Source organism: Lipingzhangella rawalii (assembly GCF_031628175.1).
Taxonomy (GTDB): Bacteria; Actinomycetota; Actinomycetes; order Streptosporangiales; family Streptosporangiaceae; genus Lipingzhangella_A; species Lipingzhangella_A rawalii.
This window is the reverse complement of sequence record NZ_JAVLVT010000005.1, coordinates 493,699-506,689: the sequence shown is the minus strand read 5'-3', so window position 1 is coordinate 506,689 and position 12,991 is coordinate 493,699. Positions and strand designations below refer to the sequence as shown.

11 protein-coding genes are annotated in these 12,991 nt (G+C 66.0%); 3 read left to right on the top strand and 8 right to left on the bottom strand.

What is annotated here, in order from left to right; all coding sequences use genetic code 11:
- Nucleotides 1-50: 50 nt before the first annotated feature.
- From RIF23_RS13260 to RIF23_RS13250, 3 genes are all read left to right on the top strand, one after another.
- Complete coding sequence (locus RIF23_RS13260) at nt 51-581, top strand: DoxX family protein (protein ID WP_310912800.1); 531 nt, start codon at nt 51-53, stop codon at nt 579-581.
- A 26-nt stretch (nt 582-607) separates the two neighbouring features.
- On the top strand, nt 608-1,333 hold the full coding sequence (locus tag RIF23_RS13255) for a hypothetical protein (protein ID WP_310912799.1): 726 nt from the start codon (nt 608-610) through the stop codon (nt 1,331-1,333).
- 222 nt (nt 1,334-1,555) lie between these two features.
- The gene (locus tag RIF23_RS13250) at nt 1,556-1,747 is read left to right on the top strand and encodes a hypothetical protein (RefSeq protein WP_310912798.1); all 192 of its coding nucleotides are present in this window, start codon (nt 1,556-1,558) and stop codon (nt 1,745-1,747) included.
- A gap of 70 nt (nt 1,748-1,817) precedes the next feature.
- Here RIF23_RS13250 and RIF23_RS13245 read toward each other — a convergent pair whose 3' ends face one another.
- The 8 genes from RIF23_RS13245 to RIF23_RS13210 all read right to left on the bottom strand — a co-directional run bounded on the left by RIF23_RS13245 (nt 1,818) and on the right by RIF23_RS13210 (nt 12,754).
- Nucleotides 1,818-3,290, bottom strand: a complete 1,473-nt coding sequence (locus RIF23_RS13245) for an SPFH domain-containing protein (RefSeq protein ID WP_310912797.1) — start codon at nt 3,288-3,290, stop codon at nt 1,818-1,820.
- Nucleotides 3,290-5,053, bottom strand: coding sequence for an SPFH domain-containing protein (locus RIF23_RS13240; protein ID WP_310912796.1), 1,764 nt, complete (start codon nt 5,051-5,053; stop codon nt 3,290-3,292). The genes RIF23_RS13245 and RIF23_RS13240 overlap by 1 nt, the downstream gene beginning before the upstream one ends.
- Before the next feature lie 212 nt (nt 5,054-5,265).
- The gene (locus RIF23_RS13235; RefSeq protein WP_310912795.1) at nt 5,266-6,447 is read right to left on the bottom strand and encodes a phosphonoacetaldehyde reductase; all 1,182 of its coding nucleotides are present in this window, start codon (nt 6,445-6,447) and stop codon (nt 5,266-5,268) included.
- Complete coding sequence (aepY, locus tag RIF23_RS13230; protein WP_310912794.1) at nt 6,444-7,673, bottom strand: phosphonopyruvate decarboxylase; 1,230 nt, start codon at nt 7,671-7,673, stop codon at nt 6,444-6,446. The genes RIF23_RS13235 and aepY overlap by 4 nt, the downstream gene beginning before the upstream one ends.
- Complete coding sequence (gene aepX, locus RIF23_RS13225) at nt 7,670-8,980, bottom strand: phosphoenolpyruvate mutase (RefSeq protein WP_310912793.1); 1,311 nt, start codon at nt 8,978-8,980, stop codon at nt 7,670-7,672. Before aepX ends, aepY begins: the two co-directional genes overlap by 4 nt.
- A 52-nt stretch (nt 8,981-9,032) precedes the next feature.
- Nucleotides 9,033-11,246, bottom strand: coding sequence for a tetratricopeptide repeat protein (locus RIF23_RS13220; RefSeq protein WP_310912792.1), 2,214 nt, complete (start codon nt 11,244-11,246; stop codon nt 9,033-9,035).
- A gap of 204 nt (nt 11,247-11,450) precedes the next feature.
- Nucleotides 11,451-11,879 (bottom strand): CBS domain-containing protein, encoded by a 429-nt coding sequence (locus RIF23_RS13215; RefSeq protein WP_310912791.1) that lies wholly within the window; start codon nt 11,877-11,879, stop codon nt 11,451-11,453.
- A gap of 578 nt (nt 11,880-12,457) precedes the next feature.
- The gene (locus RIF23_RS13210) at nt 12,458-12,754 is read right to left on the bottom strand and encodes a prevent-host-death protein (protein ID WP_310912790.1); all 297 of its coding nucleotides are present in this window, start codon (nt 12,752-12,754) and stop codon (nt 12,458-12,460) included.
- Nucleotides 12,755-12,991 lie beyond the last annotated feature (237 nt).

Sequence of the window (12,991 nt, the reverse complement as noted above, 5' to 3'; positions counted from 1 at the left end):
GGGCACGGACCCACCTCTTCTCGAGGCATGGGCGAATCGGACTCCAGGATGTGGCTGCGCTTGTCGCTCGCTGTGGGGTGGGTGGAGTGCTGCTGGCGCGGGGAGCCCAGCGGCTCTCCGCCCCGGCCCCGACAGAACAGGCGCTGGCAATGGCCGGACTGCCCACACCGCGCTACGTCGCTGAGGGCAGTGCCCTGGTGGAGCTGGTATGTGGGGCGGCGCTGGCCGTGGGTGTGGCGACCCCCCTGGCCGCCATCCTGGTATCCATAAGCTTCCTGGCCGCGCTGTGGCTGTCCGAGACGCAGACCGTGGCGGGAACCGTGCTGCCCGGCTATGACCCACCGCTGCTACTCATCCTGGCACTGACCTGCCTACTGGTCGCGGCCGCACCCGGACGTCTGACACTCGATCGACTGGGACGCTCCCGCTGGGATCGCCGGTCCACCACCTGGCCCCAGGCTCGCCCCGGCCCAGCGAAACGCCCCGATCAAGCCCCTCCCCTCCACTATGCTGGAGACGAGGCCGAACCTCGACCCCACCGAGGCAGTCCGGACACGCCCCCTGGACCATTCCGCCCGTAACCACGCGAGAATACAAAGAGCACGCCATGTCCGCCACGTCTTCCTCGTCCTCGTCGTCATCGTCGTCACGCCCGTCCGCGCCGCAGCACGGACAGTCCTCGGCCCAGGGACCCGAATCCGTGGATCGACTGCTGGAGCTTGCCCAGCCCCCGACGCTGGCCCAACGGCTCACGGCGTGGGGGTCGCGTCCTCCCGGGCGGATCTACCTTCCGGCCTGCGCTGTTGTCGGCGCCGCACTACTGGTGGAGGACAGCTTCCCAGGGCGTCACCTGGGCAGCCTGGTGCTGGCGGTGGGTGGCGGAATGCTGCTGGCACTCATGGGCGCGCTGCGACTGGGAATCGCGCTGTGCGTAGCACGTCCGATGATCCGGCGTTATTGGCTCCGCTGGATCACGGCCCCGGTATTGGCCGCCACCACGGTGACTCTGGCCCTGGCGGACCTGCCCCTCCAGGCTCGGGTCGTCGCCTCCGAGGACGCCCTGCTCCAGCAGGCAGCCGAACTCAACCCCTCCACCACGATCCCCCTGGACGGTGAACGCGTCGGCCTGTACCGGCTGGAATCGGGAGTGCACATCGAAGGTCCCGGAGATACCGAGACGGTGCGTTTCGATGTCCGGGGTGCGGGCATTCTGCGTTCCTCGGGGCTGGCCCACACCGAGGACGAGCTTCCGACCGGAACTTTCGTCCCCGGACACGGCGGTGCGGTCTATAAGCACCTCCACGGCCCCTGGTACTCCTGGACCGAATACTGAACGGTGCAGCCACGCACGGATGACGGCTACTGTCGCCCGGACCGAAACTGCCCCGCCGGGGCGACCACCGACGAGATGGACACACGAGCCGACGTCCGGACATCGCGGGCGTCTCATCGCTGCTACCTCATCCCGACCTTAGGTCTCCTCCGGTAGACAGGGATGCGGCAACACCCGCGAACCGGTCGGGAGCTACCGACCGGGCAGGGACAGGGGGAGAGCATGATTGAGTTCATGACGACGCTTCACCTGCGCATCTACGAAGCTGTGTCGTCCATGCGGCTCGCGCGGGCGGCGGGCGACGAGGAGCAGGTGCGCGCACAGGCCGCGGAAATCGCCGATCTGGCAGATATCGCGGCCCGCCATGGAGTCGATATCTCCTGTGCCTATACGGAACTCGCGCACGCGGCCTGAGACCTGTCGGGCGGCCCCCAAGCAGTGGGGCCGCCCCGATTACTAACTGCTACTTACTGCCGGCGGCGGATCACCGACGTCGTCCAGACTGCTGCTGACCACGCTGATTGCCACTCTGGGCCTGCTGGTTGCCCTGGCCGCCGCGCTGTGCCTGCTGCTGTTGCTCACGCATCTGGGCCGCGGCCGCGGCCGCCTGGCCCTGGAACTGCTCCATGGCTTCGTCCGCGCGATCCTCGATCGAACTATCCCCGGACAACCGACCCGCCGAGCCCCCGGCCGAAGCACGTCGCTGCGAGCTTCCGAGCTGTGGGAGGAGCTGGGCCAGGACCAGCGTCGACAGCGCCGAACTGTCCCCGGCTCCCTCATCCGTGCGGACCACCACCGGCTGGGGGGCATGCTCGGCGAGCTTCGCGCCGACGTCCAGTTCCCGACGCGCCAACTCGTACTCCAGCATGGCCCGGTTGTCGCGGTACGCCGTGGCGAGACGCTGCTGGGCCTTGGCCTGGTTCTGGGCGGCTACCAGGTCAGAGCGCCCCTTGGCCTCGATCTCGTGTCGGACCCGCTGCGCTTCGGTCTCCTGTTCCTCCAGTGCCTGGGCCACGTCCTTGCGTGCCTTGTTCAGTGCGGCGCTCACCTCGACGATCTTGGCGTCGCGGGTCTTCTTGGATCGCTCAATGTCCATCAGTAGGGTGTCGATGCGCCGCTTACGCGTCAGCTCCCACTCCTGTTCATAGGCGCTGAGTTCCTTCGCGACGCGTTCCCGGGTCGCCAGGTGCTGTTGGTACTGGTCCGGCAACCGCACATCGGGAATGTTGCAGCCCATGATGCGCACGCCATACCGGCTGAGCTGACGGTTCAGCAACTCCTGCATGTCGGCGACATCCGAGCCTCGTAGGTCGTGGGCCCGCTCGGTCTCCACCTGGTGGCTGCGCTGCCGGATCGCGTCCTGTACTGCGTTGGCCAGCACGAGATCGAAGTTGCTGGCACCGATCGTCTTGACGAAGGCTGTGGCGTCGGTGATGCGGAACTTGAGGAAGAACTCGATGGACTTGAGGGGGACGTCCTCCTTCGTGGGACATGCCACCACCGGTGCCGTGTAGGGAATCTCGGTCGAGGTGTCCACCACGTAGTCAACCTCGGACCAGGGGTTCCACAGGTAGTGACGTCCCGGGGGAAGCTCCCCGACGACCCGTCCGAACTTGGTCAACACGCCGATAGTGCCCTGCTCGATCTCGACGATGGCCGTGCGCCACCACCACACGAGAGCAAGGAGGAAGGCGATCAGGCCGAACAGGACGGGCACCAGGAAGAGCCCGCGAAACGTCTCGCTGCCGAACAGCAGCCCCATTACCCCGACCGACAGCAGATAGGCCCCGATCCAGACCAGGAACATCCACTTCATGCCGCCGCCGCTGTTGCGGGGAACGACGACGGGCACAACCTGGCCCTGGTCCCCGCTGCGCAACAGCCGGGTGACGTCTCCCCAGGCGGCAACCGCCTCCTTGATGCTGGAGGAGGCGCGACCCTGCGCTGGCTCCGTCATCACTCACCTCCCTGAACCGGGCCGGACGGTCCGCCAGGTGCGGGCCCATGCCAGCTGTGACCTCCGGACTCTGCCGACGGCGGTTGTGGACTGGTCGCATGCGCTCCAGCGTCGTCGGCGCCCTGCTGCTCGGTGAGCGAGTCGAGACGTTCTTCGATCGCGTCGTCGGAAACCGACCGGCGAATCTCCTCCACAACATCCCCGCTCGTGTCCTGATCCGCCGCGACCTCCGGCTCCTCGGACTCCTCGTCTGCGCGCAACAGTTCGTTGATCTCCTCCTCCCGGGAGGCGATCCGCTCCTGGATGGTGGACAGCCGGCCGTGAATGGCAGCCATGTCCTCCTCGGAGAACAGTGCGTTATCCGTGGTCCCGACGATCTGCTTGGCGATCTCCAGGAAATTGATGCTGTTGCCGTCGTCGCCGACCTGCACCACCTGCGGCAGGCTGTCCGCGACCGATTCCAGCTTCTCCAGCATCTCCTGGCGGTAGCGATAGTTCAGGATCTCCGGAGCCTCGGCCGCACTGACCGACCGGATGTCCAGGGCCTGGGCCTCCAGCAGGGCCGCGTTCGCGTGCGCGCTGCTCTCTGCCTCGACGAACCGCTGTCGGGCCACGGCACGTGCCCGGTTGTTCTCGCGCTCCAGTGCGGTGTCCATCTGTGCCTGGTACTGGGCGATGTCCGCCTGGATCGAGGAGAGTGTCTCGTTGAGGGAGGCCAGCTCCCGGTTGAGGTCACCCTCGTTCTGCTCCTTGCGCATCTGGAGCTCGTACTCGTAGGTGTAGGCCTCCTTGCCCACCCGCACCATCTCCGGAGCGGCCAGGTTCATTCGGTACTCCTGGCTCGAGGGCTCGGCGTGGGTAATGTTGGCGTTGGTCAGCCGCACCGCCGGCAGGAACTGCTGGTTGAGCTGATCCAGCAGACCCACCGTGTTCTCGCCGACCAGGTCATAGATCTCGGCGGCCTCCTGGTCGTAGATCAGGCTCCGGGTGGTCTCACTGATCGCGTTGTCCAGTTTCTCCTGGAAACCGTGCACCCCACCCAGGACGAAGATGAACTGTTCCGGATCCTCGATCCGGAACTGAACAAAAAGATCCACCGACGCCTTGACCCCACTCTTGGTGGGCGCCTCCCGGATCGGAGCGTTGTAGGGGTACTCACGCGCGATGTTAACGATGTAGGAGACCCGCTTGAATGGGTTCCACAGGGTCAACTGCCCGGGATCGGCGATCTGCTCCAACTTCCCGAAGCGAGTGACCAGAGCCTGGCACCCATCCGGAACCATCACCAGTCCCTGACGCCACCACATGAACACTGCGAGCAGGATGACCAGCAGCCAGAACAGGGGACCGAAATAGGTCAGCCACAGGGCGCTGTCCATGCCCACGGCCCGGGCACTGACGTCGATGGACGCCGTGATCACCGAGCCTATGATGCCCACGATCGCCACCAGCGCCACGGGGATCAGTGCGCCGAGTGTGCGGTTGCGCGGCACCACCAGTGGCGAGATGACGTGAACCGGCCCTTCCCGGGTCATCTCCCGTTTACTGTGATTGATTGCCTCGTCTGCGTTGTTGAGCGAAGAGGTCTTCTGTTCGATCCGGGTTCCAACGGAGGCGCCCTGCTCCCGCGCCGCCAAGAAGTCGTTCGGATCGAGCCCGATCCCCTCGCTCGCCTGACCGAGCGCTTCGGAGACCGCCTCCCGTGGGTCCTGGCCCTGAACCACGGACTCGGCGGCCCCACGCACGGACTGTGCGAAGGACATGCGTTGGTACTCCTTGCGAGGACGTTTCGTGTGTTCGGCTGACTCTCGGACGTCACCGCGCCTGCGCCGGTTCCCGAGGAGCGAGTCCGAACATGGTGGCACATCCCCGCCGCCACCCACGAAGGAACGCGCTTCCGTGGGCATAGGCCAAACCGAAGGATCCGACAGATTCCCCGCACAGGCGACGCAAGACCCCGGGGCTGTTGTGGGGGTCAGTAGACGCTGTCCAGCAACCGTTGCAGTGAATCATGGTCGAAGACCACCGGATTGTTGCCGAGACGCTCCACGTTCACTCCCCCAGCCAGTTCCCGGGCCGCGGACGCGCTCGGAACTCCCAGCTCGGACAGGCTGGTGGCCAGCCCCAGGCGGTGGCACAACGCCACGAAGCGGTCTCGCGCCTCCGCCGGGGTGGTGGCGCCGAACGCTTCCAGGACGTGGGCCATCGTGACGGCATGCTGCTCCGCGCTCACTCCAGCCCGCAGGTCCCGCGGCTGGGCGCGCGCGTGCTCGGCGATGAACGCTCCCAGGGTGAGGGCCACCGCATGGCCGTGGCTGATGCCGTATCCCGTGGTTATGCCGTAGGACAGGGCATGGGCCACCGTGGTCTTGGTGGTGTCGATGGCCCGGCCGGCGAGATGGCTCCCTACCGCCATCGCGCGCGCCGTGCGTTCCTCCGGTTCCTGCACAAAGGACTCGATCGCGGGAAGCAACAGCCGCAGCGCGGCACGGGCGCGGCGACGACTGCGATCGGTGGCACCGACGGACCACAGACTCTCGACCGCCTGGGCGACCGCATCGATACCGGAGGTGGCCCGCTGGTACGGGGATCCGCTCATGGCCAGTCGCGGATCCAACAGGGTACGGTCCGGGCGCAGCTGCGGACCGGACACGGAGTACTTGGTGCCGTCCACGTAGACCACGGCGAAATGCGTGGCCTCGCTTCCGGATCCGCTGGTGGTGGGGGCAAGGACCAGATGCGGGTCCCGCCGCAGCACCGGATCCCCGGACCGGATGGCCGCCCGGAGCTTCTCCCGGTCCGCCACCCCGGCGAAGGCGCACAGGAGCTTGGCCATGTCCATCGCGCTCCCACCCCCGACCCCAAGGACGACATCCGGGCGAAAGTCCGCGAGAACCGCGAGTCCCTGTTCGAGGTCGGCCGCGTCGGTGTTGGGCGCGAACTGGCTCCACCGTCGAACCGTGGCCTGCTCTTCGAGCCCCTCCAGGAGCTGATGTGCCCCGGAGTCGGCGAACGAGCGGGTGCCGCACACCAGCAGCACGCGCCGTCCACCCAGATCCCGCACGGCTGCACCGGTCGCCGTGATCACCCCGGGACCGTATCGGACGTCCCGCGAAACGGTGTCCCCGGTGATCGGGGACGTGCTGTTTCCGGTCACTCGCTACCGCCCCTCGCCGTTCCCGCATCACGACCACCTGTGTCTCGTTTCGGGGCCTGACCGTTCGGAGGCCCCGACGCCAGTGCGGACATGAACGCGTGCTTACTCTCGGCCGGCGTCCGGGTCGGACGCCCGATGTCCGGACGGTTTCCGGGGCGGACTCGCAGCTCCAGCAACGCGGGCCCGCCGTGGTCCCGCATGGCGGCGATCTTCTGCGGCAGCTGGGCAATATCCGAGGTCGTGTCCGCGTACCGGTAGCCCAGGGACCGGGCGGTCGCTGCGACGTTGACGTTGTCGATCGAGGTGGGCTGCCCCCCGACACTGTCGTGCACCCCGTTGTTGAACACCACGTGGAAATAGCTCGATGGTGCGTGATCTGCGATCACGGCGAGACTGCCGAGATGCATCAGCAGCGCCCCGTCACCGTCAAAACACCACACCTCCCGCTCGGGTTCCCGCAGCGCAACGCCCAGGGCGATGGAGCTGGCGTGCCCCATGCCACCCACGGTCAGAAAGTCCCGGCTACCGTCCGTTCCGGAGGTCTCCCGGTACTCGAACAGCTCCCGGCTGAGCATTCCGGTGGTGGAAACGATGACAGTGTCAGTGTCCGTGTCCGCGTCCGCGTCCGCCTCCACGGCCCGGGTCAGCGCGCACAGGGCGTCCTCCCGACTGGCCAGGTCGGAGCCCGAGGCCGTGGCCGGTGGGGTCGCCCCCGTGGCAAAGGTGCCCTTCTCCACGAGCAGCACGTAGGGGCAGGACTTCTCGGTTGCGGTGGCGATGGCGGCGGAGACGCACTCCTCGGCCTTGTCCGGATCGGTGGGCAACACGGACCAGGGCAGGTCGAGCGCCTCCAGCAGCGGCTCCATGACCCGTCCCTGTTTGACGTGCTGGGGTTCGTCCCTAACCCCGGTCTGGCCGCGCCACCCCACCACCAGGAGCATCGGCACACCGTAGACGTCCGGGTCGGCCAGGGACAGCAGCGGGTTCACCGTGTTCCCGAAGCCGGAGTTCTGCATATAGACGAGGGACAGTTCTCGCGTGCGGAGATAGTGTCCGAGTGCGATGCCGATGGCCGCGCCCTCGTTGGCGGCGATGACGTGCTGTTCTCGGGGCAGTGTGGCCATGATGTGCCCGCCGAGCTGCTTGAGCAGGCTATCCGGGACCCCCGTATACAGGGTGACGCCGCTTGCGGTGCAGTGCTCGACGAAACGTGCGGGGTCAATCATTGGGCGTTCTCCGGGATGATGGCCAGTGCGTCCTTGATGGGGGCGAGGTAGGGATCCGCTTCGAGTGCCCGCCCGTTCTCCAGGATGGTCTCGGCGACCCTGCGCATCTGCGGGTAGGAGGCACGCAACATGTGGTTGGCGTAGATCACCATGTTCACGCCCGCCTCGGCGAGTTCGGTCTCGGTGATCTGGTGGTAACACGTCGGAACCACAACGAGTGGGACCCGCTTGGGCATGCGGGAGAACCGGTTCGCGAACTCGAAGATCTCTGCGCCGTCGCGGCTCCGACTGTGGATCATGATGGCATCAGCGCCGGCACCCGCGTAGGCCTCCGCCCGCGCGATCGCGTCCGTCATTCCCTGGTCCAGGATCAGGCTCTCGATCCGCGCGATAATCATGAAGTCCTGGGTCACCTGCGAGGTTTTCCCGATCTGCACCAGCTGGCAAAAGTCCTCAATCGGCGCCTGCGTCTGTTCCACGTCGGTCCCAAAGAGCGAGTTGCGCTTCAGGCCCTGCTTATCCTCGATGATCACCGCGGACACTCCGAGCCGCTCCAGGGAACGCACGGTGAACGGGAAATGCTCGGGCTTGCCGCCGGTATCGCCATCGAAAACCAACGGTTTGGTGGTGACCTCGAAGAGCTCGTTCACGGTCTGCAAGCGCGCGGAGATGTCCACCGCCTCGGTGTCGGGCTTGCCGCGGGCTGTGGAATCCGTCAGGGAAGACGACCACATGCCGTCGAACTCCTCGAACCTGCCGTCGACCAACCGGGAGGTTGACTCCACGATCAGCCCGGTGAGACCACTGTGCACCTCGAGGATGCGCACGATGTCCTTGGTGTCCAGGAGGCGCCGCAGTCGGGACAGCCGAACGTTGGGCGTGGTCCCCACCTGTTTCACCGACGCGTTGAGCTGGGTGGAGGAGATGCCCTGAGTGTAGGGAACCTCCACCAGCTCTCCGTTCCACTCGGCCAGCGCATCGATCACACGCTGGCGGGTCTGGCTCTGGACCCCGGTCTGCCAGTCGTCGCCGTGCACGACGTAGTCAGGGCGTAGCCAGCGGAGGTTGGGGACGTAGTCGAGGGTCTCTTGAGCGACCACACGGGTGACTCCCTTGAGATTGGCAACGACCTCCCGGCGCTGCTCGAAGGTCATGTGTGGCAGCCGCTTATAACTGGCGATCGCAGCGTCAGTCAGCAGCCCGATCGTCACGTCTCCCAGTTCAGTGGCGCGCTGCACGATGTTGATGTGTCCCGGATGGATGAGATCAGCGCTCATCCCGACGTAAACGACAGGCTTCGTGGCCACCCTCGCCTCCTAACCGAGCCCGTGGGTCCAATCGTGGCTGCTGGTCTGCTGGTCATGCCGTGAATCCGGTGTCGGCAGGATCCCCAATGCCCACATATCGACCGGCCGAGGGATTTCTGCTGCGTTCGGCCTCGGCAAGCCGGGAGAACTCCCGGGCCTCGCTGGGGGTCAACCAGGATCGACGCAACACACGCAGCACGTTGTTGTCCCGGTAGTAGCGGAACCCCGGATCGGGAACGTGCCACTGGTCCCCGTAGTTGTCCCGTAGGAACGCCTCAATATTGTTGGGGACATAGACGCGGTGCTCCATGAAGTCCATAACCCGCACCGGCTCTACATCGTCGAGGGACAGGTCGTGGACGTCGAAGGACCAGGCGCGCCCGTTGTGGAACCACAGGGGGTTGATGTCGAGCCAAATCTCGTTGAGGCGGAGCTTGAACAGGCGACCGCTCACCGTGATCGCGATATCGTAGCCGGCCCGTAGCAGGGCCAGGGCGTTCTCCCGCAGCTCCCACTTGAGCGCACTGGGATCCGTGGCCGTTGACACGTAGGCCACGTCGAAGTCGTCATCGCCTGCGATGAAGGCACCGTCGCGGTAACAGCCGAGCAGGGTCCCGTACAGCAGGAACAGCTTCTTGCCGAGAACCTCTTCGAACTGGTCCCTGGCCTCCCGGTAGGCCTTGAGGTAGCGCATTTGCCGATCCGCCACCTCGGTTGCCGGACGGGCGAGCACCCCCTTCTTACTGATGCTGTGGCCGGACTCCAGGAGCTCCTTCAGCCGACCGCTCCCCCCCGGAACCGTAATGTCCAGGTGCCCCGCACCACGATCGGCCCACACGAGCCGATCCCCGCTCCACACGGTCAGCCGGGAATGCTCCGGAAACTCCGCCAACACCCGATGGGTGAACTCGAAGTTGAACGTACGCAGCCACTGGCGGGGATTCGCCGCCACCTGCTTGACCGGTCGACCGTCGAGGTGAATATCGATGGTCTCTGGGGATTGTGGCAGTAGAAAACCCTCCAGTCGCAGTCCCGTACTCTGCACGAGCGCCTGGACATGCCCGCCGGGTGGAGACTGGTCCACGGCCTCGGCGCGCTCCGCGCGCGTGGGTGGAGCCGCCGGTGCGACGAGGCGCGACAGTCGGACATCCTCGTCGGACTCCGTCTGCTCTGTACCTAGCTGATGTTCCGCGTAGGCCAGCCGGAATCGCCACTCCGGTTCGGCTTTGTGTACCCAGATCGAGTCGACGGACTGAAGTGCCGTGACCGCGCCCCGGTAGGTCTGGACCGCTTCGGCGAGGCGGCCTTGGCGCTCGTACAGAGTCCCCAGCTCAAACAGGCGACGTACCCGCGTCTCGGGAAGCGCTACCCGACGGTGCACCCGCTGTGCCAGCCTGGGGACACGCATCGCCAGTCGGTACAGCACTCGACGCCGGGCAAGCCCGATAACGAACCGTCGGAGACTGCTCACGCGGACGGGCTCACGTGGCGGCAGCGCCGCCTCGAAGCGAAGCCGTGCCTCGGCTGCTGCCCCGCCACCGGAATCCCGCTGGTCCGAAGCGACCGGGACGACCGTGTCCGGCCCGTCCAGCTCGAAAGCAACACGGTCGATTCGATCCAGCAACCGTGCCATCCGGTAGCTGGTCTCGGCATGTCGGTGCTGTGTGTGCAGCAGATGGCGCAGCACCTCGCAGGCAGTACTCCAGTTTCCCCCGGCCTCGTAGGACTCGGCCAGCTTCCGGGAAAGTTCGCTGTCTTCGTCCCACTGCTCCAGGGCCTGTCGATACACGGAAACCGCGGCCCACGGACCATGCGCCTTACGCGTGGCCTTCCCCAGCGCAAGTCGCGTCTTCTTGGAGTCGGGATCAAGATCCCGCAACACGCAATAGTCCTCGACCGCTCCGCTCCAGTCCTCCCGCGCCTCACGTAGACGTGCCCGCTGCCGCAACCACGGCGCGTGATCAGGACAGTGTGAAATCGCTGTGGAGTACAGCTCCTCGGCCGCGGCGAACTCGCCCTGACGCTGTCGAACCCGCCCCAGCCGAAGGTGGTACTCGGGGATGTGTGGTGCGTCGGCGATCGCTTCCCGGTACGCTTGCGCCGCCCCGTCGAGACGGTTCTGGTGTTCGCGCACCTGACCGAGGCGAAACTGCCAGGAGTGTCCGCCGTGGAGATGGCGGATCCCGAGCAGATAGATGAATTCGGCGGCGCTCCACCACCGCAGCAGCCGAAACGCACCTCCGGCCCGACGCAGGAGATTCGTCATCAGGGAACCCAAATCTACTCCAGATTTTCCGGATCGAACCCGTTCCCGCAATTCCTTTGTCTCGATTGTAGAAACCGCGCCCGCGGGCGAAACTGACCGATGTGGTGCGAGAAACCTACCTCTCCCGCCAGCGGTTCGGGTAGTCGCGCCACGCGTGTGACCGGAATTCGGGGAACAGTCCTTGACCGGAGGTGCGCGGCAGCCTCACCGGTAGATGTAGGACTCCAGATGCTGGCGATCGTTCTCCAGCTCACTGATCCGGCTTTTCACCACATCCCCGATACTGACAATTCCGGACAACTCCCCGTCAACGATGACGGGGACGTGCCGAACCCGATTGTCGGTCATCAGCTCCCGGAGGGTGTCCACAGTGTCCTCGAGGCCACAGGTGATCACCGTGGCGGTCATGATGGTGGATACGGGCTGTTCCAACAGACTGGGGCCGTGCTCGGCGAGGCGCCGCACCACATCGCGTTCCGAGACGATGCCCCGGACGACGCCGCCCTGGTCCATAACGACGAGGGCGCCGACGTTGTGTGCGTTCAGTGCCGTCACCAGACTGGCAACCGTTGTCCCCGGCTCACACGTCGCGACCGTCGTTCCCTTGCTTCGCAGTATGTCCGCTATCCGCATCGCGGGTTGCCTTTCGGTCGGTGCGAGGGATGCTACCCCGAACCGCGTTGCGGTAATCCGTCCAACAGCGCGACAGCGGGGATCTCCACGCCCGAGGCACCGTGGGGGAGCCGGCGCAACGGCCGACTCCGCCACACGGCCACCACAGCGGCTGGCCGGGACTGCGACGATACGGTTGGAGATACTGGGGCGGGATACTTGTTCCGGTGATGCGGTAGTCCCACGATCATCCACCCTCGGTCCAGTACCTCTTCATCCTGCCCATGGCCTCTTCCCTGCTCATCGCCGCGACCTCGGCCTCTGTTCCCCGATCCGGGGGATCCTCTTCTGAACACAGGCCCAGAAGGTCGCCTCGTCCACCTGGAGCTGATCCCGGAGGACGTGCGTCCAGATGCCCCGGCCCTAGTCGGTGCGGTCCACGGGATGGGAGGTCCGGGTCCGTAGGATCCGGCCGTCCGGAAGGTCCAACGCATAGGTGACATGGTGGGTGCCGGTGCCGCCACGAGCGTTCCGCACACGACGCCATCCTTCTATCGTGCAGAAGCGCTCGTGATCCTCGCGTGTAGGCCGCGGCCAGGTCACCGTTGCTTCCCTACACGCCAGTCGCGCAACTCCCCGTCGTCGCTCAGGCTGATCAACTGGACCAACCCCCAGTTCTCCTGGTGGTTCGGAGCGTCGAGCAGGCGATCTTGCCAGTCTTCGGCACGATCCCGTAGCGCGCCGATCATCTCCTCGCGTGCTTCGTCGAAGGTCGCCCCGTCCGCGGCGACGGGCAGTCCCGCGATGAAGACGGACCAGTCATCGGCTGCGGGGACCACCTGCGCCCGGGATGGAGTGACCGTAGCGAGGTAACGGCGCAGCCGCTCGTGATCCACGATGGCGGCCCGGGCCGACTCGCGGCGTACTGTCGCGCCACCCGCCCCCTTTCGGCCGCATCCAGAAGTGCCCTGAGATGCGCACGGGCATCGGTGCAGCTGTCATAATGCACGGCTGTCAACTTTGGCGCCTTCCACCGGACGTGCCGTCAGCGCGTCATCGCCACACAAGTACGTAAAGTACTTCACGTACGTCACGTCTGCCCAGTCACACGGCACTCAGCAGGACGCCATGGG